At 74.4% G+C, this 21,291-nt stretch carries 21 protein-coding genes; 8 read left to right on the top strand and 13 right to left on the bottom strand.

The genetic code is table 11. From position 1 onward, the window contains the following. The first annotated feature begins 39 nt into the window (after positions 1-39). Positions 40-597 carry a TetR/AcrR family transcriptional regulator gene (locus FB388_RS06580; RefSeq protein WP_142098294.1) on the top strand — a complete coding sequence of 186 codons (558 nt, stop codon included), beginning with the start codon at positions 40-42 and terminating at the stop codon, positions 595-597. A gap of 121 nt (positions 598-718) precedes the next feature. Here the strand turns inward: FB388_RS06580 and FB388_RS06585 are convergent, their stop codons facing one another. The 3 genes from FB388_RS06585 to FB388_RS06595 are packed head-to-tail and all read right to left on the bottom strand — an operon-like array spanning position 719 to position 4,255. Continuing rightward, positions 719-1,489, bottom strand: coding sequence for an enoyl-CoA hydratase-related protein (locus FB388_RS06585; RefSeq protein ID WP_142098296.1), 771 nt, complete (start codon positions 1,487-1,489; stop codon positions 719-721). Continuing rightward, entirely contained in the window at positions 1,486-3,402 is a 1,917-nt protein-coding gene (locus FB388_RS06590) for an ABC transporter ATP-binding protein (RefSeq protein ID WP_246121675.1), read from the bottom strand. Before FB388_RS06590 ends, FB388_RS06585 begins: the two co-directional genes overlap by 4 nt. Before the next feature lie 55 nt (positions 3,403-3,457). After that, positions 3,458-4,255: a helix-turn-helix domain-containing protein gene (locus FB388_RS06595; protein ID WP_142098299.1), complete on the bottom strand. Its 798-nt coding sequence runs from the start codon at positions 4,253-4,255 to the stop codon at positions 3,458-3,460. A 77-nt stretch (positions 4,256-4,332) separates the two neighbouring features. Here FB388_RS06595 and FB388_RS06600 point away from each other — a divergent pair, with 77 nt between their 5' ends. Then, positions 4,333-4,737: a PaaI family thioesterase gene (locus tag FB388_RS06600; protein ID WP_142098302.1), complete on the top strand. Its 405-nt coding sequence runs from the start codon at positions 4,333-4,335 to the stop codon at positions 4,735-4,737. Positions 4,738-4,840: 103 nt separating this feature from the next. Further along, entirely contained in the window at positions 4,841-5,779 is a 939-nt protein-coding gene (locus FB388_RS06605; RefSeq protein WP_142102662.1) for an NADP-dependent oxidoreductase, read from the top strand. Between the two features lie 67 nt (positions 5,780-5,846). Here the strand turns inward: FB388_RS06605 and FB388_RS06610 are convergent, their stop codons facing one another. From FB388_RS06610 to FB388_RS06620, 3 genes are read right to left on the bottom strand one after another with little or no spacing between them, the layout of a single operon-like run. Then, entirely contained in the window at positions 5,847-6,833 is a 987-nt protein-coding gene (locus tag FB388_RS06610) for a CapA family protein (protein WP_142098305.1), read from the bottom strand. Positions 6,834-6,883: 50 nt separating this feature from the next. Further along, positions 6,884-8,128, bottom strand: coding sequence for a sensor histidine kinase (locus FB388_RS06615; RefSeq protein ID WP_246121678.1), 1,245 nt, complete (start codon positions 8,126-8,128; stop codon positions 6,884-6,886). Continuing rightward, positions 8,125-8,799 carry a response regulator transcription factor gene (locus FB388_RS06620; protein ID WP_142098308.1) on the bottom strand — a complete coding sequence of 225 codons (675 nt, stop codon included), beginning with the start codon at positions 8,797-8,799 and terminating at the stop codon, positions 8,125-8,127. The genes FB388_RS06615 and FB388_RS06620 overlap by 4 nt, the downstream gene beginning before the upstream one ends. Positions 8,800-8,921: 122 nt before the next feature. Here FB388_RS06620 and FB388_RS06625 point away from each other — a divergent pair, with 122 nt between their 5' ends. Beyond that, a complete protein-coding gene (locus FB388_RS06625; RefSeq protein WP_142098311.1) occupies positions 8,922-9,320 on the top strand; it encodes a hypothetical protein in 399 nt (132 codons plus the stop codon). Positions 9,321-9,356: 36 nt separating this feature from the next. On the opposite strand, the gene FB388_RS06630 is transcribed toward FB388_RS06625, so the two are convergent. The 4 genes from FB388_RS06630 to FB388_RS06645 form a co-directional block, all read right to left on the bottom strand. Continuing rightward, complete coding sequence (locus FB388_RS06630; protein ID WP_142098313.1) at positions 9,357-10,025, bottom strand: response regulator; 669 nt, start codon at positions 10,023-10,025, stop codon at positions 9,357-9,359. Beyond that, positions 10,022-11,134 carry a sensor histidine kinase gene (locus tag FB388_RS06635; RefSeq protein WP_142098316.1) on the bottom strand — a complete coding sequence of 371 codons (1,113 nt, stop codon included), beginning with the start codon at positions 11,132-11,134 and terminating at the stop codon, positions 10,022-10,024. Before FB388_RS06635 ends, FB388_RS06630 begins: the two co-directional genes overlap by 4 nt. A 129-nt stretch (positions 11,135-11,263) precedes the next feature. Next, positions 11,264-12,052, bottom strand: coding sequence for a GNAT family N-acetyltransferase (locus FB388_RS06640; RefSeq protein ID WP_142098319.1), 789 nt, complete (start codon positions 12,050-12,052; stop codon positions 11,264-11,266). Further along, positions 12,045-13,235 carry a hypothetical protein gene (locus FB388_RS06645; RefSeq protein ID WP_142098322.1) on the bottom strand — a complete coding sequence of 397 codons (1,191 nt, stop codon included), beginning with the start codon at positions 13,233-13,235 and terminating at the stop codon, positions 12,045-12,047. Before FB388_RS06645 ends, FB388_RS06640 begins: the two co-directional genes overlap by 8 nt. Positions 13,236-13,743: 508 nt before the next feature. Here FB388_RS06645 and FB388_RS39815 point away from each other — a divergent pair. Then, positions 13,744-14,667, top strand: coding sequence for a M23 family metallopeptidase (locus FB388_RS39815; RefSeq protein WP_246121680.1), 924 nt, complete (start codon positions 13,744-13,746; stop codon positions 14,665-14,667). Between the two features lie 9 nt (positions 14,668-14,676). Here FB388_RS39815 and sthA read toward each other — a convergent pair whose 3' ends face one another. Continuing rightward, the gene (gene sthA / locus FB388_RS06655; protein ID WP_142098325.1) at positions 14,677-16,092 is read right to left on the bottom strand and encodes a Si-specific NAD(P)(+) transhydrogenase; all 1,416 of its coding nucleotides are present in this window, start codon (positions 16,090-16,092) and stop codon (positions 14,677-14,679) included. A 232-nt stretch (positions 16,093-16,324) separates the two neighbouring features. Between sthA and FB388_RS06660 the strand changes: the two genes are divergently transcribed. Next, positions 16,325-17,374 (top strand): DUF4192 domain-containing protein, encoded by a 1,050-nt coding sequence (locus FB388_RS06660; protein WP_142098327.1) that lies wholly within the window; start codon positions 16,325-16,327, stop codon positions 17,372-17,374. A gap of 8 nt (positions 17,375-17,382) precedes the next feature. Here FB388_RS06660 and galE read toward each other — a convergent pair whose 3' ends face one another. Both galE and FB388_RS06670 read right to left on the bottom strand, forming a co-directional pair. Further along, the gene (gene galE / locus FB388_RS06665; RefSeq protein ID WP_142098330.1) at positions 17,383-18,342 is read right to left on the bottom strand and encodes a UDP-glucose 4-epimerase GalE; all 960 of its coding nucleotides are present in this window, start codon (positions 18,340-18,342) and stop codon (positions 17,383-17,385) included. A 96-nt stretch (positions 18,343-18,438) separates the two neighbouring features. Next, positions 18,439-19,164 (bottom strand): iron-dependent transcriptional repressor DtxR, encoded by a 726-nt coding sequence (locus FB388_RS06670; RefSeq protein WP_170225503.1) that lies wholly within the window; start codon positions 19,162-19,164, stop codon positions 18,439-18,441. 92 nt (positions 19,165-19,256) lie between these two features. On the opposite strand from FB388_RS06670, the gene FB388_RS06675 reads away from it, so the two are divergent. Then, positions 19,257-20,120, top strand: coding sequence for a sulfurtransferase (locus FB388_RS06675; protein ID WP_142102668.1), 864 nt, complete (start codon positions 19,257-19,259; stop codon positions 20,118-20,120). Beyond that, positions 20,117-21,286 (top strand): acetoin utilization protein AcuC, encoded by a 1,170-nt coding sequence (locus FB388_RS06680; protein ID WP_142098336.1) that lies wholly within the window; start codon positions 20,117-20,119, stop codon positions 21,284-21,286. Before FB388_RS06675 ends, FB388_RS06680 begins: the two co-directional genes overlap by 4 nt. The last annotated feature ends 5 nt before the right edge of the window (positions 21,287-21,291 follow it).

Consider the following 21,291-nt stretch of genomic DNA (forward strand, 5'->3'; position numbering starts at 1 on the left):
AACTATGTATAGCTGGACTAGTGTGCCTAGGATCTGGCGATGGCCGGTTCGGAGGGACAGGGCGGCGAAGCGGGGCGTCGTGACCAGGTGCTGGAGTCCGCGTTGCACACCTTCGCCCGCTTCGGCTACCGGAAGACGTCGATGGAGGAGATCGCCGGCGAGGCTCGAATCTCGCGGCCCGGCCTGTACTTCCTGTTCTCGTCCAAGCAGGAGCTGTTCCGGGCCGCGGCGACGCGAGCCCTGGAGTGCGACCTCGCCGCAGCCGAACAGGTGCTCGCGGACTCCGAGCGACCGTTGCGGGGGCGCCTCGTCGAGGCCTTCGACCGATGGGCGGGCCGCTACGTCGGGCCGGCGCGCGATGTGATGGCGGTCATCGAGCAGAACCCCGACCTGCTCGGCGGGATCGTCGAGACGGCACCGGTCAGGTTCCGGCAGTCGGTCACCGACGCGATCGCCCAGGTCACCGACCGGCAGTCGGCGACGGACATCGCGCAGACACTGATCAGCACCTCGCTGGGACTGAAGTACCAGGCCGACACCCGGGACAGCTACCTCGCGCGTCTCGCCGTCGCGGTTCGCCTGCTCGTGCCCGGATGAGCGGCGCCACCGGAGGCGCGAGCCGGGACCCCGGCGGCGCCTGGGTGTCGGCACGACGACGCCGTTCGATCCACATCGCTGCGTTGCGCCCGCGAAGCGACGGCGGTGGTGCTGTTGCTCGTCACGACCCGACCGCCCATGCCGGTGGCCGCTTCTCCGCGAAGGCCCGCATGCCCTCCTGCCCCTCCTCCGCGGCGAAGAGCCGCGCGGAGAGCTGCTGCATCTCGGCGAACTGCGCGCCGAGGGCGGCCGGGCGCTCGCGGCGCAGCATCTCCTTCGTGGCCGCGAGCGCTCCCGGGGCGCCCAACCGGAGCATCTCGGCATAGCGGGCGACCTCGGCGTCGAGGTCGCCGGCCGGGACGGTGCTGTTGATCAGCCCGATCCGCACGGCCCGTGGCCCGTCGAACGTCTCGCCGGTGAGGAACAGCTCGTGGGCCGCCCTCGGCAGCAGCCGCGGCAGCACGGTGACCGAGATGACCGCGGGCACCACGCCGATCCGCACCTCGCTGAACGCGAACGTGGCGTCGTCGGCCGCCACCGCGATGTCGCATGCAGCCACCAGGCCGACCCCGCCCGCCCTGGCCGGCCCGGCCACCCGGGCGACGACCGGCGTTGGCGAGCTCCAGATCAGTTCCAGGATCGCCGGGAACTCGTTCACACCCTGGTTCTGCGCTCCCGCGCCGCGCGACTCCTTGAGGTCCATCCCCGAGCAGAACACCCGCCCGGTGTGGCTCAGCACGATCACCCGCACATCTGCGTCGTCGATCGCCGCCTGCAGGTGCGCGAGCAGCTCCCCGCGCAGCTGGGCGGAGAGCGCGTTGCGGTTGCCGGGGGAGTCGAGGGTGATCGTGGCGACGCCGGCGGCGACGTCGAGGTGCACCAGCTCCGTCATGCCGGGACCGTATCCCGCGCATCCCCCTCACCGGTGTACGCACTGGCCTGGAGCGTGAACAGCTCCTGGTAGGTGCCGCCGCGCGCCATCAGCTGCTCGTGGGTGCCGTGCTCGATCAGCCGGCCCTGCTCCAGCACCAGGATCTGGTCGGCGTGCCGGACGTTCGCCAGCCGGTGCGTGACGAGGACGGTGATCCGGTCGCCGCCGCTGCCGGCGAGGCCCCGCAGTGCGGCGAACACGGCGTGCTCGGCCCGGGCGTCGAGCGCGGCCGTGGGCTCGTCGGCGATCACGACCGGTGCGTCCCGGTAGAGCCCGCGGGCCACCGAGAGGCGCTGCCACTGACCGCCGGACAGGTCGCGCCCGCCCTGGAACTGCCGCGACAGCACCGTGGCCCACCCTGCGGGCAGCTCGGACACCACGGCGTCGGCGCCCGAGCGGGCCGCGGCCTCGGCGAGCCGTGCGCCGTCGGGATCGGGGTGGCCGAGCCGGCCGATGCGGACGTTGTTCTCCGCGTGCATCGGCCAGCGCAGCGGGTCCTGGAACACCACGGCGACGCGTTCGTGCAGCTCGCGCTGCTCGACCGTGGCCACGTCGACGCCGTTCCACGCGACGGTGCCGGCGTCGGCGAGGTAGAGCCCGGTGACGAGCTTGGCGAGCGTGGACTTGCCCGACCCGTTCTCCCCGACGAGCGCGATCACCTCACCGCGGCGCAGCGTGCAGCTGACGCCGTCGACGGCCGGCTGCTCCTGCCCCGGGTACCGGAACGAGACGTCGGTGAGGCTGATCTCGGCCGGATCGCCGGACAGCCGTCCCCCGGCCGACCCGCGGCTCCGGCGCCCGGCCTCGCCGACGCAGGACCGGTACAGGTCGAGGTAGAAGCTCGCCTCGTACAGGTGGTTGACCTCGTAGATCGTGTTGGCGACGGACTGGCCGGCCGTACGCATGGCCAGCGCCGCGGCGCCGGCGAGCGCCAGCGGCATGCCGCCCGCGTAGAGCAGCAGCGCGAGCACGCCGTACGCCAGGCCCGTGCCGACGCCGGAGACGGTGCGGCCGATCAGCTGGACGATCGCGCGGTCGCGTTCGAGGCGCACCGCATCGGCGGTGATCAGATCGCTGATCCGGCGGTGCTCTCCCAGCAGTGCCGCCTGGGTGGTGAACGCCCTCACCTCTGCGGCGGAGTCGCGGTGGGTGATCAACCTGCCCGTGACGGAGCTCCTGCGACGAGCGGACGTCATCCGCACGAAGGACGCGAACATCAGGCGAGCGGACCGCACGGTGGCCCAGCCCCGCGGCAGGGCGGCGAGCAGCACCACCGGGGCCAGCGCCGGGTGCAGCACGCCTGCGCTGACGACAGCCGCCGACACCGACACGAGGCTGGCGATCAGGTCGCCGGTGTCCTGCGCGCAGCTCCTGATCCGGGACGGCCCCTCCGAGCTGGCCCGCTCGACGAGCTCGGTGAAGTCGGCGTCGTCGAACGCCGCGAGGTCAACGCGGAGGACTGCGGCGTGCAGGTCGTCCTGCGCCCGCTGCTCGACCCGTGGCACGAGCGCCCCCTGCACCGCGGCCACCGCGGCGTCGAGAAGTCCGCGCGCCGCCCCGGCCGCGACGACCGTGGCGATCGCGGGCAGCGCCGCGACCACCCGCTCCGGCGTGGGCCCTTGCGCCAGCAGCTGCGTGAAGACGTCGGCCGTGGCGAGCAGCCCGAACGCGGTGACCGCGCCCGCGGCGAGCTGCACGACGCCCGCGAGCAGCGTGAGCGGAGGTGAAGCCCGCCAGGCCCACCGGACGGCCAGCGCGACGGTGCCCGGCACCTTCGCGGCCACTGCCCGCAAGCCCGCGTTCGCCGTGGCCGCGTAGCCCTCGGCCCAGCGCGGGGTCTCCATGTCCTCGACACCGATCAGCGGCTCGGCCACCCGCCCCACCCCCGGCCTTCCATGGTGCCGGGTGGGACCGACATTCCGGGCGGCTTTACCCGAACCGCTCCCGCAGGTACGCGGCGGTGGCGTCGTCGGCTGGGAAGAAGCTCTCGATGGCGATCTCGTCGAGCGTCACGTCGAGCGGGGCGCCCAGCACCGCGACGGTGCTGAACAGCGTGAGCTCCTGGTCGGGGTGGCGCAGCCGCAGCGGCAGCACGATCCGGTCGCGCGGCTGGGCGTTCGGGTCGAGCCCGGCGTCGCGGCAGTACCGGGTGAGCTCGTCGAGCAGGGCCCGCAGCCCCGTGGTCGCCGCGCGCTCGGCCTGCCTGCGCAGCCGGGACACCAGGTGCGCCGCGTACTCGGGGAGGTCGACGACGTGCGGGGCGAGGCCGCGCGGGTGCAGGCTCGCGCGCAGCACGTTGACGGGCGGGGTGAGCAGTGCGGGGTCGACGAGGTCGGTGAGCAGCGCGACCGCGCGGTTGGCGCCCAGCATGTTCCACGACCCGTCGACGAGCACGGCCGGATAGGGCGAGTGGCCCTCGAGGATCCGGTTCAGCGAGCGCCGGACCTCGGTCATCTCGGTGTCGTCCAGCGCGTGCTCCCCGTACGCGGGGGCGTAGCCGGCGGCCATCATCAACTCGTTGCGTCCACGCAGGGGCACGTCCAGCTCCTCGGCCAGCAACAGCACCATCTCCCGGCTCGGCCGGGACCGCCCGGTCTCCAGGAAGCTGAGGTGCCGCGCGGACACGTCGGCCTGGATGCCGAGGTCGAGCTGGGTGAGCCGGCGGCGCTGGCGCCAGTCGCGCAGCATGGCGCCGAACGTGGTGCCGGTGATGGTCGCGGCGGTCATGCCCGTGACGCTAGCCGCCGACGCGCGGCCGCTCGATGACGTCCGGGGTAATGGACCGGCGTGGCACTGTGATCGGCATGACCGACGAGCTCACCGCGCAGCTGCACGTCGCCATGCCGTTCACCGCGGTGCTGGGCGCATCGGCGCTGAAGGTGGCGCCGGACGAGGTGGTGCTGCGGCTCGACTGGGACGCCACCCGCTGCACGACCGGCGGGTTGTTGCACGGCGGGGCGCTGATGGCGCTCGCCGACGCAGCGGGCGGCTGGTGCGCCTTCCTCAACCTGCCCGAGGGCGCGACCGGCACCGCCACCGTGACGTCGGCGACCAACTTCCTGCGACCGGTGACGAGCGGCCACGTCGAGGCGACGGCCCGGCCGCTCAGCGTCGGGCGGACCGTGGTCGTGGCCGACACCGAGCTGCGCGACGCCGAGGGCCGCCTCGCCGCGCGCGTCACCCAGACCCAGGCGGTGCTCCGGGGATAGTCCCGGCGCGTCGAAGCTGCCGTTCGTCGCGCAGGGGGTGCGGGGAGGCCGGTCGAGCCCGCGGGGCGGGCCGTGCCGGTGGTAGGCATCCGCCGTGGGAACGATGCGCGTCATCACGCAGCTGTCGACCGGCGGACCGGAGGTGCTCGAGCTCGGCGAGGCGGAGATCCCGGAGCCGCTGCCCACCGAGATCCGCGTCCGGGTCGGGGCGGCCGGCGTGAACCCCGTGGACTGGAAGACCCGTGCAGGCGCCGGGATGGCCCCGGTGATCGGGCCGCCGCCGTTCACGGTCGGCTGGGACGTCGCGGGCACCGTCGACGCGGTCGGGCGTGGCGTCACGCGCTTCGCGGTGGGTGACGCGGTGTTCGGGATGCCGTGGTTCCCGCGCCAGGCGGGCGCGTACGCCGAGTTCGTCACGGCCCCGTCCCGCCACTTCGCCCACCGCCCGGCCGGCCTCTCCGAGGTGGCGGCGGCCGGCCTGCCGCTCGCGGGCCTCACCGCATGGCAGTGCCTCGTCGACATCGCCGCCGTGCAGCCGGGGCAGCGCGTCCTCGTGCACGCCGCGGCGGGCGGGGTCGGGCACCTCGCCGTCCAGATCGCCAAGGCGCGGGGTGCGTACGTGATCGGCACCGCGTCGGCCGGCAAGCACAACCTGCTGCACGACCTCGGCATCGACGAGGCGATCGACTACCGCGCCGAGGCGTTCGAGAAGGCCGTCGAGCCAGTCGACCTGGTGCTGGACCTGATCGGCGGCGAGGTGTCGGTGCGCTCCCTCGACATCATGGACCCGGAGGGCCGGCTCGTCTGCCTGCCGTCCGCCGCCGCGGCCGACGCCCTCGCCGCCGCTGCCGAGCGCGGCCTGCGCGCGACCGCGATGCTCGTCGAGCCCGACGGCGACGGGCTCGAGGAGCTCGCCCGTCTCGTGGACGACCGGCGGCTGCGCGTGCTCGTGGCCGAGACCTTCCCCCTGGAGCGGGCCTCGCACGCCCACCGGGCGGGGGAGATGGGCCACACGACCGGCAAGTTGGTGCTGACCGTCTGAGGAGCACCACGGCCGGTGTCGGCCGCAACGCCCTGTGAAGGGCGCTCGACCGCCTCGGAACGGGCACTTAGCAGGCCGGGCTGCCCACCAGCTCCGGATGCCCGTGGCCGGTGATCATCGCGGGGATCAGGCAGCCGCGCACGGTTCCGTCCGGTTCGACGACGAACCGCGCCACGGCGGTGGTGGCCGACTCCTGCGACAGCCGGGGCCACACGAAGTTGCCGAGGCCCCATGCGATCGGCCGGCCCCGGTGGGCACCGAGCGGCCCCAGCCGGTGCTGGTGGTGGCCGAAGATGCCGTCCGCGCCCGCCTCGATCATGGCCTCGGCGAAGCGGGTGTCGTCGGAGCGGGGCTCGGTGTCCAGCTCCATCCCCCAGTGGATGGTGACGAACACCAGGTCGGCCATGGCGTCAGCGGCGCGCACCGCCTCGACCATCAGGTCGAGGTCGTCGCCGGACGCGAGGCCGGGGGAGCGCGGGGTCGCGAGCCACCCGGCGTCGGGGACCACTCCGCCGAAGCCGAGCACCGCGATCCGCCAGCCGTTGCGCTCGACGATGGCGGGTGCGGTCGCGGCCGCGAGGTCGGTACCGACACCGACCGGGGCGATGCCGGCGTCGCGCGTGTGCCGGATCGAGTCGAGCATGGCGTCCCGGCCGAAGTCGCGGACGTGGTTGTTCGCGAGGTTGGCCACATCCACGCCCGCGGCGTGCGCTGCGGGCAGGGCGGCGGGGTCGCAGCGGAAGGTGAACGCCTTCTCCACCGGGGCGCCCCTCGTCGAGACCGGGCACTCCAGGTTGATGATCGTGAGGTCGTCGTCGGCGAACAGGCCGTCGAGACCGGACCAGGCGTGGGCGTACCCATTTGCTCGAAGAGCCGGGATGTAGTCGGGATCGAGGCTGACATCGCCGGTGCCGTGCACGACGATCCGCTCGCGGCCCGCACCGGGCGCGCCGGCGACCACCTCCTGCTCGGCCGCGGGCTCCACCGGTGGCGCCGCGCAGGCCGCGAGGGCGAGCAGAGCCGGCACGACCGCGGCGATCGCACGGAGCCTCATGCTGATCTCGTCGAACGGGACGCAGCCGGTGTTTCGGTGGCCGCGCGTGATCAGCCGATCGGGAACCGGGCCCGCAGCAGCGCGCCCGGCGGCCCGCCCGCAACCGCGAGCGAACCGCCGTGGTGCACCGCGATCTCGCGGGCGATGGCCAGGCCCAGCCCCGAGCCGCCTGCGTCGCGGGCGCGCGCCTCGTCGAGCCGGGCGAAACGGTCGAAGACCACCTCCTGCCGGTCGGTCGGGATGCCCGGGCCGTCGTCCTCGACCTCCAGCACGGCCTCGCCGTCGTGCTCTCGCAACCGGACGGTCACTGTGCTCGCGGCGTGGCGCACGGCGTTGTCCACGAGGTTGGCCACCAGCCGGCGCAGCTGCTCCGCAGAGCCACGCACGACGATGCCGGCGTCGACCCGCATGTCGACCCGGACGTCGGTCCGCGGGCGGGCCAGCGCCGCCTCCTCCGCGACGACCTGCCCAAGGTCGACCTCGCGGTGCTCGGCGGGCTCGTCCGCGTCGAGCCGGGCGAGCAGCAGCAGGTCGGTGGTGAGCCCCTGGATCCGTTCGACATCGGTGAGCGCCTCGGCCGCGAGCGGCTGGGGCGGGGCGATCTCCAGGCGGGTGCGCAGCACCGCCAGTGGGCTGCGCAGCTCGTGGGCCGCGTCGGCGACGAACCGGCGGTGCTGCTCGACCGCCTGCTCGAGCCGGTCGAGCGTGCGGTTCGTGGTCTCGGCGAGGAGCCGGACCTCGTCACGGGCAGGCGGCACAGGTACGCGCCGGTGCAGGTCGGTGGCGGTGATGTCGGCGAGCTCGCGGCGGATCGCCGAGACCGGCGCGAGCGCGCGACCGACCGCGAGCCAGGTGAGCGCGGCGACCAGCAGGAGCAGGGCGGGGACGCCCGGCAGTAGCACCGAGCGCAGGGTGTCGAGTGCCGCGGCTGCCGGGTGCAGCGACGCCCTGGCCTGCACGAGCACCTCTCCGTCCGCGGTCAGCGCGGGCCGGCTGGCCACCGCGAAGCGGTCCGTGAACGTGGGCGGCGGGACCCCGGGCTCCGCAGGCCGCACGACGATGTCCGGCGCGACCACCAGCCGGGCGCCCCCGGCGACCTCCGGTGGGCTCGGCACCGTGAGCAGCTCGGCGGTCAGGGCGGCCCGGCGCTCCGCCTCGGCGGCGGCGCTGTCGGCCAGGTTGCCGGCCAGCACGCCCACCAGCACCGCGGACGCCACGCCGAGCGCGACGGCGACGACGGCCGTGGCCGCGAGCGTCGCCCGCAGCCGCACCGACATCCGGGAGCGCACCTTCACGACGTCGCCTCCAGCCGGTAGCCCGCGCCCCGCACCGTGACCAGCGAGGACCGGCCGAACGGCGCGTCGATCTTGCGCCGGAGCGCGCTCACGTAGACCTCGACGATGTTCGGGTCGCCGTCGTATGCGAAGTCCCACGCCTGTGCGAGCAGCTCCCGCTTGGACACGACCTCACCCGCCCGGCGGGCCAGCCCGTGCAGCACGGCGAACTCCTTCGGCGTCAGCGCGATCTCCACCTCGCCGCGCCTGCAGCGCAGGCCTGCCGGGTCGAGCGTGAGGTCGCCGACGGCGATCGACACCGGCCGGGCGGGGCCGCCGCGGCGCACGAGCGCGCGCAGCCGCGCCAGCAGCACGACGTACGAGAACGGCTTCGACAGGTAGTCGTCGGCCCCGGTGTCGAGTGCCTCGGCCTCGTCGTGGACCCCGTCCTTCGCGGTGAGCATGAGGATCGGCGTCCAGTTCCGCGCCGCCCGCAGCTCGCGGCAGACGGCGTAGCCGGACAGCCGCGGCAGCATCACGTCGAGGACGATCACGTCGTAGTCGTTCTCGCCGGCCAGCCAGAGCCCGTCCCGCCCGTCGTGGGCGACGTCGACGGCGAACCCCTCGTTCGCCAGCCCGCTCACGAGCACGTCGGTCAGCCGCCGCTCGTCGTCCACCAGCAACATCCGCACGGCCGGAGTGTCGCGCGCCGGGCTGAGGTGAACCTGAAGATGCGTTCGGCTGCGTTCAGCCCCGGTTCAGCCGGTCCCCGCGAGGCTCCTCCCGTTCCTGGAAGACGAGTGGAGGGTGAACGGTGCGAAAACGCAGCATCGCAGCGGCACTGCTGGTGGCAGCGGGTCTGTCGGTCCTGACGACCGGCGCCGCCTCGGCGGGAGAGCCGGACGACGAGCGCGGCCCCTTGATCGTGAGGTGCGAGAACGGTGATCTCGTGACGCGTGAGCCGACCGAGGAGGACCGGGAGCGGCTCAGGGCCGTGCCCGCCCCGCCCGACCGTCCGCGTGTGGAGGAGGGGAGGCGCCACCGGGTCGAGCCGGGTGATCGGCACAGCCGCGTCCTGCCCGACGGGGGAGTCATCCGGGTCGTGCCCGCCGAACCGGGGTCGCCGGCGCCGGTGACGTGCGACGCCGACGGTCCGCCCGAGCCGCCGCGCGTCGGCCGGGTCGAGCCGGCGGTGCCCGCCCGCCCGCGCTGAGGACAGGGGTGGCGGTCGGGGGGCCGCCACCCCTTCTCATCCGGCGACGTCGGGGATGGTGAGGCCTTGCCGGATCGCGAAGACGACGAGCTGGGCCCGATCGCGGGCGGCCAGCTTGACCATCGCCCGGCTCACGTGGGTGCGAACGGTGTCGGGACTCAGCACGAGCTCACGGGCGATCTCGTCGTTCGACAGGCCGGTGGCCACCCAGGCGACGATCTCGCGTTCCCGCGTGGTGAGGGAGTCCCACGCGACCCGCGGTGGCGTCGGCCCGGCGAGGTGCCGCCCGAACATCCCGACCACCCGGCGGGTCACCGACGGCGAGAGCAGTGCCTGACCTGCGGCGACCACGCGGATCGCCCGCACCAGCTCGGCGGGCACGTTGCTCTTCAGCAGGAACCCGCTCGCCCCCGCCTGCAGGGCCTCCGCGACGTAGCGGTCGATCTCGAACGTCGTCACGACTATCACCCGCGTCCCGGACAGCCGGGAGTCGGCCGCGATGGCCCGCAGCACGCCGATCCCGTCCAGGCCGGGCATCTTCAGGTCGAGCAGCAGCACGTCCGGGCGCGCCGAACGCACCAGCGCGAGCGCGCGCTCGCCGTTCTCCGCCTCGCCGACGAGCTCCAGATCGTCCTCGCGGTCGACGAGGACGCGCAGGCCCATCCGCACGAGCTCGTCGTCGTCGGCGAGCGCGACCTTGATCATCGCCGGCCTCCGCAGGGGATGGTCGCCGCGACCTCGTAGCCGCCGGTCGGCCGCTCCCGCGCCGTGAACGTGCCGTGCAGCTCCTCGACCCGCTGCCGCAGGCCGCGCAGGCCGCGCCCCGGCTGCGCCGCACCGCCGGTGCCCCGGTCGCGGACGGCGACGCACACCTCGTGCGCGCCGTAGTCGACGTCCACCTCCGCCGTCGTCGGACCGGCGTGGCGCAGCACGTTGGTGAGCGCCTCCTGCACGAGCCGGTACACGGTTGCCGACTCGCGCTCGCCGAGCCCTCCCGGGTCACCGGTGACGGTGAGCGCCACCGGCAGCCCACCGACCCGGACCCGTTCGACGAGGTCCGGGACGTCCCGGGCGGTGGGCGCGCTCGCGTGCAGCGTGTCGAGCGTGGCCTGCAGCTCGGCCAGCGCGTGCTCGCTGGCCGTCCGGATCGCCTCGAGGGACACCCGGGCCTGCGCGGGCTGCTCGTCGAACACGGTGAGCGCCACGCCCGCCTGCATCGCGACCACCGCGAAGCCGTGCCCCGCGATGTCGTGCACCTCGCGTGCCACCCGCAGCCGCTCCTCGTCCGCGCCCCGCGCGATCAGCGTGGCGCGCTCGCGCGCCATGGCCTCCGCCCGGGTGCGCGTCAGCGCCCCGGCCAGCGCGGGAACCGCAACGAACCCGGTCGGCCACGCCAGCAGGAGCGTCCAGACCAGGTGGGCGGGCTGCGTGTCGAGCCGGGTCCACAACGCAAAGGCCAGCGCCAGGCCGGCCCCGACGCAGACGGGCACGGTCACGCGGGCCTTGCGCCGCCGGGCGAGTGCGAAGCTCGCGAGCACGACGAAGAACAGGATCGGCCCGTAGGGCTGGCCCGCGAGCACGTAGCCGACCACGGTGGCGACGACGGCGGCAGCAGAGATCGCGGGCGCCCGCCCGTGCCAGCTCCACGCCACCGCGGCGACCAGGATCGCCGCGACCCCGCGGACGTCGAACACCGCCTGCGGCTGGAGGCGGGCGACGAGCGCGGTCCCGGCCGGCACCACGACCGCGAGCCCCGCCGCCACGGCGGCGACGCGACCGGTCGGCAGCGCACCGTGCCCGCTCCGACCGATCATGATCGCCGAGGCTAGCGGCCCCGTGAACGCAGCGGACCTCGCCGGATGCGAGCTACGCGGATCTGCGTAGGCGGGGTGCCGCTGCCGGGCGGACGCGCCCGGCCGGGTCGGGTCCACCACCGAGCTCTGTCACGACCCGGCCTTGTGCTCGACGAACCGGCCCGTGGCGCGGAACCCGATGGCCCGGTACACCGGTTCGCCGTCGGCCGAGGCCTGGAGGACCGCGTACCGGTAGCCGTCGGCCAGCGCGGCGTGCAGGGGGGCCAGGGTCAGTGCGGTTCCGTACCCCCGCCGCCGCCAGGCCGCCAGCGTGGAGATGTTGTAGATGCCCGCGACCCCTCCGCCGTAGCACACCTCGGCGGAGGCGACCGGCATCCCGTCGTGGTAGCCGACGAAGTAGCGGACCCTGCCGCCGGCGGCGAGGGCCGCCGGAGCCGTGAGCTCCGCGAACCGCAGCACGGTCGGCGCCGGTGGGTCCCAGTTCGCGGCGAGGACCGTGGCGTAGTCGGCCAGCTGGGCCGCCGTGGTGACGGGCCTGACCTCCAGATCGTCCGGGACGGCCGCCGGGGGCAGCCGGGTCAGGTCCGCGTGCATGGCGGTCTCGCTCTCCACCGCGGGCAGGCCCGCCGCAGACAGCCGGGCGGAGAGGTCGGCCGGTCGCGAGGCAGGGCCGACCCACCAGGAGAAGGGTCGCCTCGTGGCCTCGAGACGGGCGACGACGTCGGCGATCCGCCGGTCGGCCACCGCAGGCTCGAACCGCGCCATGGCCACGATGTTGTAGGTGTCGTCGGGCAACCCGCTGTCGGCGATCAGGACGTCGCCCGGGTCGTGCACCGCCATCCCCGGGGTGTCGAGGTGCAGGTGGCTCGCGTGCACGGCGAGGTTGCGCTCGGCGCGGAGGTCGAGATCGTCATCCATGGCGGCGCACCCGCCCGACCAGCTCGCGCACCCGCTCGCGGATGCCGCGCAGTTCGGTGAGGTAGAGCCAGTAGTCGGGGTGCACGCCGGTCAGCCGCTGCTGGGCGTTCTCCAGCCGCACCGACTGCGCGTCGAGGATCGCGCCGTACTCCCGCACGAGGCCGCGGTCCACCACGAGGCGTTGTGCGTCGCGCACCACGAAGCGGGCGTCGGCGGCGTAGCGGGCCGGGTCGGCGCGGATGTCGCGCAGCGCGGCGAGCCGGTCGACGACCGCGTCGTGCCGCTCCTCGGCGCGAGCGAGCGCGGAGCGGGCGGCGCTGACCTGGTCGGCCGCCTCGTCCCAGTCGCCCGCGTCGGCGAGGCGACCGGCCCCGGTGATCGCGCGCTCGGCGTCGGCGATGGCGGCACGCGCGGCGGCCTCGGCGTTGGTCAGGTCGCGGGAGCAGGGCTCGGAGAACTCCCGCCGCAGTGCCGAGAGCGACGGCGGGATGCGGCCCGCCTTGGTCTCCGCGGCGGACCGGCGGGTGGCGATGCTGGCCAGTGCGGACCGCACCTGCTGCGCGGTGCGGGGTGCCTCGGCGGCGAGCGCCGCAGCAGAGCGGGCGAGCTCGAGGGTGCGCTGCGCGGCGTCCCGGCGCTCCCGCAGCCCGCTCACCGGCGCATCCAGCGCGGTGGCGGCGCGTTCGGCCTCGGCGAGCCGCTCCTCGGCCCGCCGCGACCGCACGCCCGACGCGGCAGCGTTCTGCACGGCCGCGCGTGCGTCGACGAGGGTGGTGCGCGCCTCCTGCACGATGCGCGGCAGGTTCTTCAGCGCGAACTCGGCCTCGTCGAGCGTGCGCGCGTGCGTCGCCCGGAACCGGCGGATCGCCTCCCGGGCCCGCTCGATCTCGCGCAGCGCCTTCTCGTCGGCATCCCGTGCGCCGCGGACGGGGCGGGTGCCGTCGAGCGGGTGCTCCTGGGTTGCGGTGAGGTACGCGCTGGTGGCGGCGTCGCCCGCCGCCGCGATCTCGTTCCACTCCTGCGCGAGGCGGGAGCCGGTGCCCAGCTCGGCCGCCGTGCGCACGGTGTCGGCGACGGCGCGCTGCTCGTCGTCCAGGGCGAGGAAGGCCTGGGTGGCCGCGTTGCGCGCGGCCAGGACGCGCTCGTCGGGGAGTTCGCCTCCACGGTCTGACCTGCGGAACACCTCGCTCCCCTCGCGCGCCGGCGGCTCAACGGTACCCGGACGGTGGGGGTGGGGACATCGGTTGGGAGATCGGTTCGCCGCGCTTGACGGGCGCGGTTCCACTCGTTCCTGATCATCGGCGATCGCCGCCCGTCGCAGCAGCTGCGGTGATCGGCGGGCGAGGATGCCCCGTTCGCCGGTACCGATGCGCGTCGTTGTCCTCTCAACGACGTGCTGAGCGGTCGTCGGCGGGGGACAGGACGTGACCATGCGGTGAACGGCGGGCGGTCGACGGGCCCCGATGCCGCTGGTCGGGGTGACCAGCCGCTCGGCGCGCGACCTCGGCCGACGACCTCAGCTCGCGTCCCGACGCGTTGTAGAACGCTCGACGGCCGTTAACGTTGCTCGTGGATCGATAACGACCCGGTCACGAAAACCGGACACGGACCGCACCGCCCCCCGACGGTCCGCCCCGCACCCCCGAGCGGGACGTCCGGCCGGGTCGCCAAGAGATCCGGAAGGAAAGGTCGTGGCTCGGCACCGCTCCCCCCAGGGCCGGCACGCGCACCTCGGGCCCCCGCTGTCCGCCGCACTGGCGGCAGCGGGGGTCGGTGGCGCGCACCGGTCGATACCCGTCCAGCAGTTGACCTCGTCGCTGCCCGCACGATTCGTCGCCACCGTCGTGGCAGGCGGAGCGATCGCGGCCACGGCCCAGCACGCTCTCGCCCAGACCCTCCCCGTCGCTGCCGACGGCGCCGCGTTGCGCGTCGCCGTCGAGGAGCTGTTCGGCAGCGGATCCGCCGCGGAGCCCGCGGAGGCGCCGGACGTCACCGAAGCGGCGTCGGTGGCGTTCGCGCCGGTGGTTCCCGAGGTGGCGGCCGATCTGCCGGCCGAGTTCGCCGTGGCGGACGCGGCGTCGGTGGTCAAGGCCGCCGACATGCAGCGCGCGGCCGCCGAGGCCGAGGCGGCGGCTCGTGCCGCCGAGGAGGCCAAGGCGGCGGAGGCCGCGCGCGTGGCCGCGGAGGCCGCGAAGAAGGCTGCGGAAAAGGCTGCGGCCACCTCGGCCGGCAGCGCCCTGCAGATGATCGCCGGACGCGTGACGTCCGGGTTCGGATCCCGCTGGGGACGCGCCCACCAGGGCCTCGACATCGCCGCCCCGATCGGCACCCCGATCCGCGCCCCGCTGGCGGGCACCGTGATCGAGACCGGTCCCGCGAGCGGCTTCGGCCTGTGGGTCCGGGTGCGCCACGACGACGGCACGGTCACCGTGTACGGCCACATCAACCGCTCGCTGGTCCGCGAGGGCCAGCGGGTCGCGGCCGGCGAGCAGATCGCCGAGGTGGGCAACCGTGGTCACTCCACGGGACCGCACCTGCACATCGAGGTGATCACGCCGAACGGCAACAAGATCAACCCGCGTCCGTGGCTCGACCAGCACGCCATCGGCTACTGAGCTCCGCGGTCACGCCGGCTCGTTGCCGAACACATCCAGCGCGCGGATCTTGTTGGTCGCATCCAGGGCGGCCACCTTGTACGCCTCGGAGAGCGTCGGGTAGTTGAGCACCGTGTCGACGAGGTAGTCGACGGTGCCGCCGCACCCCATGATCGCCTGGCCGATGTGCACGAGGTCGGTGGCGCCGGTGCCGAAGACGTGCACGCCCAGCAGGGTGCGGTCGTCGGTGGAGACGAGCAGCTTGAGCATCCCGTAGGAGTCGCCGACGATCGCGCCGCGCGCCAGCTCCCGGTAGCGCGACATCCCCACCTCGTACGGCACGGCCGCGGACGTCAGCTCCTCCTCGGTGCGGCCGCAGAAGGAGATCTCCGGCACGGTGTAGATGCCGATCGGCTGCAGCTCCTGCAGCTCGCGGGCCGGCTCGCCGAACGCGTGGTAGGCCGCGAGCCGGCCCTGGTCCATGCTGGTGGCGGCGAGCGCGGGGAAGCCGATCACGTCGCCGACGGCGAAGATGTGCGGCACCTCGGTGCGGTACTCCTTGTCCACCGTGATGCGGCCGCGCCGGTCCGCGGCCAGCCCGGCCTTCTCGAGGTCGAGCTCGTCGGTCACGCCCTGGCGGCCAGCCGAGTACATCACCATGTCGGCCGCGATCCGCTTCCCGCTGGCCAGGCTGGTGAGCGTGCCCCGCGGCGTCACCTCGACCTTCGAGACCTCCTCGCCGAACCGGAACGTGACGGACTGGTCGCGCAGGTGGAACTTCAGCGACTCGACCACCTCGGGATCGCAGAAGTCCAGCATCGACGGCCGCTTCTCGACCACCGTGACCCGGGTGCCGAGCGCGGCGAACATCGACGCGTACTCGATCCCGATCACGCCTGCGCCGACGACCACCATCGACCCGGGCACCCGCTGCAGCTTGAGCACGCCGTCGGAGTCGAGCACGTGCTCGTCGTCGAACTCGACCTCGGATGGACGAGCGGGCTTCGTGCCGGTGGCGATCACGATGTTCTCGGCCGTGACCGTGCTGCGGTCGCCGCGGGCGTCGCCCTGCACGGTGACGGTGTGCTCGTCCTCGAACCGGGCGGTGCCGCCGATGATCTCGACGTGGTTGCGCAGCAGCTGGTTGCGGATCACCTCGACCTCGCGGCCGACCACGTGCTGCGTGCGTGCCAGCAGGTCGGCGATGGTGATCTCGCTCTTGACGCGGTAGCTCGCGCCGTACATGTCGCGCTGCGCGAAGCCGGTGAGGTACAGCACCGCCTCCCGCAGCGTCTTGGACGGGATCGTGCCGGTGTTGACGCAGACGCCGCCCATCATGTTCCGGCGCTCCGCGACGCAGACTCGCTTGCCCAGCTTCGCACCGGCGATCGCTGCCTTCTGGCCACCCGGGCCCGAGCCGATCACGAGCAGGTCGTAGTCGTACACGCGGCGCTCCTCCCCACGGTCGGCGGGCCGTTCACGCCCCGCAGGAGGACAGCGTTGCCGTACTGCCGCCCCGCGGCAAGCGCGGGAGGTTAACAGTCGTCGACGACAAGATCGGCGAGAGCGAACGGAGGTTGTCCACCTCGCGCCGATCCAGCCCGTTCAGCTCCGAGTTGCCCACAGCCGAACGGAGCAACGCCCCCGCACCCGCCGAAACGCGACGCATTCTCGCCGCATGACGCCTCCCGCCGAACAGCTCCCGGTCGACAGCCACCCCGTGCTCCGCGTCCGCGACCAGGGCGAGCTGGTGGCCGCGGTCCCGGCCATGCTCGGGTTCCACCCCCGCGAGTCGCTCGTGCTCATCGCCACGGGTGGCCGGTCCGGCCGCAGGCTCGGCCTCACGCTCCGGGTCGACCTGCCGCCACCCGAGCATCCGGACCACGCCGAGCACGCCGAGCTCATCGCGGCCTCCGCCGTGAGCGGGGTGCTCCTCGACGAGCCGGCGGGAGCCGTCGCCCTCGTGGTCAGCGAGTCCGGCGATCCGCCCGAGGTGCTCCCGCACCTCCTGCTCGCCGGCCGCGTGGCGTCGGCACTGGAGGCGCGGCACGTCCCGCTCCAGGCCATGGTGTGGGCCGAGCGCACCGCCGGAGGCGCCCGCTGGGCCTGCTACGAGCCGTGCAGCTGCGCGGGGCTCGTCCCGGACCCCAGCGGCACTGCGTTCGTCGCCGCGGTGGTGGCGGAGGGCAGGGTGGTGCTCGCCGATCGGGCCGAGCTCACCGCGTTCGTCGCTCCCGCCGACGCAGCGCGGATCCGCCGCCGCGAGGAGATGTTGATCAGGGCGACGGACGGGGATCCGGTCGACGACGGCCCGATCGTCGTCGAGGCCTCCGCCGGGATCGACGTCCTCCACACGGCGCTCGCCGACGCCGCGGCCGGGCGCCTCGAGCTGTCCGACGCTCGCGTCCTCGCCCTGGCCACCGCCCTCGGGATCGACGAGGTGCGCGCCACGGCCCTCCGGCGGTGTGCCGGGCCGCACGCGGCGGCGGCCGAGCAGCTGTGGGCCGCGCTGACCCGGGAGACCCCCGATCCGGAGGCCGCGGAGCCGGCAGCACTGCTGGCGATGTCGGCGTTGCTGCGCGGCGACGGTGCGCTCGCCAACGTCGCGCTCGACCGCGCGGAGGGGGCGTGGCCGGGTCACGCGTTCGCCGCGCTGGTCCGCCGCGCCGCCATGGCCGGGCTCCGGCCGTCCGCGATCCGCGAGGTGCTCACGCGGGACTCGCGGTGAACGCCCGGTCAGGCCGTCCTGCTCCGGGTGAACTCCCAGGCGTCGCCCACGATCGTGGCGAGGTCCGTGCGGTGCGGCCGCCAGCCCAGCTCGGCCTGCGCGGCGGCGCTCGAGGCGATGAGCACGGCGGGGTCGCCTGCCCGGCGAGGGGCGGACACGGCGGGGATCGGGTGCCCGGTCACGGCGCGGCAGGCCTCCACCACCTCGCGCACCGAGAAGCCGCTGCCCGAGCCCAGGTTGTAGATCGCGTGCCGCCCCGGCTCAGCGTGGTCGAGCGCCAGGAGGTGGGCGTCGGCGAGGTCGTCCACGTGGATGTAGTCGCGCACGCACGTGCCGTCCGGCGTCGGCCAGTCCTCGCCGTACACCTGCACGGCGTCGCGGCTGCCCATGGCCACCTGCAGCACGAGCGGGATCAGGTGGGTCTCCACCGCGTGCCGCTCGCCGAAGCGGCCGTGGGCCCCGGCCACGTTGAAGTACCGCAGGCTCACCGCGGCCAGCCCGTGCGCCACCGCGTAGGAGCGGATGGCGTGGTCGATGGCGAGCTTGCTCGCGCCGTACGGGTTGGTCGGCCTGGTGGGAGCGTCCTCGCGGATCGGCACCTGCTCCGGCTCGCCGTAGGTCGCGGCGGTGGAGGAGAACACCAGGCGGGGCGTTCGGTGCCGGCGCATGGCCTCGAGCAGCCGGAAGCTCGTCACCACGTTGCCGTTCCAGTACAGCTCCGGGCGCTGCACCGATTCCCCCACGAGCGACTTGGCCGCGAAGTGCAGCACGCCGTCGAACCCCTCGGCCAGCACGTCGTCGGCCGCGTCGGCCAGGTCGGCCTCCACGAACCGCGCGCCGTCCGGCACGGCGTCCTTGTGCCCGGTGGACAGGTCGTCGAGCACCGTCACGTCGTGGCCCGCGTCCACCAGGTGGGCGGCGCACACGCTGCCGACGTAGCCGGCGCCACCGGTCACGAGCAGCTTCACAGGACTCCTCCTCGGGGTTCGGCGCGCGTCCCACGGCTGTCGCACGTCGCGACCCACCGTCTCACGACGCGCACCGCTGTCCCCGGAGGGCTCGCGTCAGCGCGCCCGCACGAGCACCGCGTGGGCGATGAGCGGCGCCACCGAGGCCGAGGCACCGTTGCTCGCCACCGTCACGGCGTCACCGAAGCGGGAGATGGCGTCCACGTCCACGTCCTGCCCGGGCACGATGCCGGCCGTCTTCAGGTCGGCCATGAGGTCGGCGTCCACCTGCACGTGCTCGGCGATGCGGCGCACCTCCACCGGCCCGCCGCCGCGGCGGGCGAACTCGTCGAGCCGCTGCAGGCCGACCTCCAGCACCGGTGGCGCGGAGGCGGAACGCGTGCCGGTGGCGGGGTCGGGCGTGTTCACGAGCTCGTCGAGGCCGGGGATCGGGTTGCCGTAGGGGGAGGTGGTGGGGTTGTCGAGCAGCTTCACGAGCTTGCGCTCGACCGCCTCGCTCATCACGTGCTCCCAGCGGCAGGCCTCGGCGTGCACGAACTCCCACTCGAGCCCGATCACGTCCACGAGCAGCCGCTCCGCGAGCCGGTGCTTGCGCATCACGGCCACCGCGCGCGAGCGGCCGGCCTCGGTGAGCTCGAGGTGCCGGTCGCCCGCCACCACCACCAGCCCGTCCCGTTCCATCCGGGCCACGGTCTGGCTCACCGTCGGGCCGCTCTGAGCGAGTCGTTCCGCGATGCGCGCGCGCAGCGGGACGACACCCTCCTCCTCGAGTTCGTAGATAGTGCGGAGGTACATCTCGGTGGTATCGATGAGCTCGTTCACGCCCCCAGCCCTTCCGTCAAGGCCCATTCTATCGGTGCAACCGCTCGCAGCAGCCCCGCCATCCCGGGCAGGATGACCGGGTGTTCGCACCGATCGATCCGCTGCTCGCCCCCTCCCGGCTCGCCGAGCTCCTCGCCGATCCGGATCCCGCTCGGCGCCCGGTGGTGCTCGACGTGCGGTGGCGGCTCGGCGGTCCGCCTGCCCGGCCCGACCACGACGCTGCGCACATCCCCGGAGCCGTCTTCGTCGACATGGACACCGACCTGGCCGACCCGCCGGGGCCGGCCGGCCGGCACCCGCTGCCGTCGGTCGAGCGGCTGCAGGCCGCGCTCCGCAGGGCAGGGGTGCGCGACGACTCGTTGGTCGTCGCCCACGACGACGCCCAGGGCGTGCAGGCCGCCCGGGCCTGGTGGCTGCTGCGGTGGGCCGGGTTCGCCCCTGGCACGGTCGCGGTGCTCGACGGCGGGTTCCGGGGCTGGGTCGACGCGGGGCTGCCCACCACCGCCGAGCCGTCCCGGCCCGCCCCGGGCGACGTCACGGTCCGGCCCGGCGGCATGCCGGTGCTCGACGCCGACGAGGCGGCGGCGCTCGCCCGCAGCGGCGTGCTGCTCGACGCCCGCGCGCCGGAGCGCTACCGGGGTGAGCACGAGCCGGTCGACCCGAAGGCCGGCCACATCCCGGGCGCCCGCAACGCGCCGGCCACCGACGTCCTCGGGTCCGACGGTCGCTGGCTCCCGCCCGCGGCGCTGGCCGAGTGGTTGGGCGGGCTGGCGGAGGCCGGTGAGGGCGAGGTCGGCGCCTACTGCGGGTCGGGCGCCACCGCCGCTGCGCTCGTGCTCGCCGCGGAGCACGCCGGGTTCCGCTCGCCGGAGCGACCGGTCCCGCTGTACGTCGGTTCGTGGTCGAACTGGTCCGCCGATCCGCAGCGGCCCGTGGCCACGGGGGCCGCGCCGTGAGCACGCGGGCCGCGGTCGTGTGGACCCCCGACTTCCTGGCCTACGACCTCGGCGGCGACCACCCGCTCGACCCGGTCCGGCTGGACCTCACGATGCGGCTGGCCACCGAGCTCGGCGTGCTCGAGGGCGTCGAGCCACTGGTGCCGGAGCAGGCCCCCGACGAGGAGGTGCAGCGGGTGCACGTCCCGTCGTACCTCACGGCCGTGAAGTCGGCGCCCGAGCACCCGTTCGGGGTGGGCCACGGGCTGGGCACCGAGGACAACCCGATCTTCCTCGGGATGCACGAGGCCAGCGCGCTCGTCTGCGGCGGGTCGCTGCTCGCGGCGCGCGAGATCGCCGAGGGCCGCGCCGACCGCGCGGTCAACATCGCGGGCGGGCTGCACCACGCGATGCGCGACCGCGCGTCGGGGTTCTGCGTGTACAACGACTGTGCGGTGGCCATCTCGTGGCTGCTCGACCACGGCTTCGACCGCGTCGCCTACATCGACGTCGACGTCCACCACGGCGACGGCGTGCAGGCCGCGTTCTACGCCGATCCCCGCGTGCTCACCATCTCGCTGCACCAGCACCCGATGACGCTGTGGCCGGGCACCGGGTGGCCGGGGGAGTACGGCGAGGGCGACGCCGAGGGGTGCGCGGTCAACGTGCCGCTGCCGCCGGGCACGCCCGACTCGAGCTGGCTGCGCGCCTTCCACGCGGTGGTGCCGTCGCTGCTGGCGGAGTTCCGGCCGCAGATCCTGGTCACGCAGTGCGGCGTCGACACCCACGTCGAGGACCCGCTCGCCGACCTCGGGCTCACGGTCGACGGCCACCGCACCATCTACCGCGCGCTGCGTGAGCTCGCCGTCCACACCGCGGGCGGCAAGTGGCTCGCCGTCGGCGGCGGCGGGTACGGGCTCTTCCGCGTGGTGCCCCGGTCCTGGACCCACCTGATCGCCACCGTGCTCGACCGCGACGTCGAGCCGGACCGCCCGCTGCCAGCCGGCTGGGTGGCCCACGCGGCGAGCCTCACCGGCCAGCAGCTGCCGATCTCGATGACCGACGGCGGCGATACCGGGTACGTCCCGTGGACGGAGGGCGCCGACCGCGTCGACACCGCCGTGCTGGACACGAGGCGGGCGGTCTTCCCGCTGCACGGCCTCGACCCCGACGATCCGAGGGACTGACGGGC

Origin of the sequence: Pseudonocardia cypriaca, assembly GCF_006717045.1 — a bacterium.
Lineage (GTDB): Bacteria > Actinomycetota > Actinomycetes > Mycobacteriales > Pseudonocardiaceae > Pseudonocardia > Pseudonocardia cypriaca.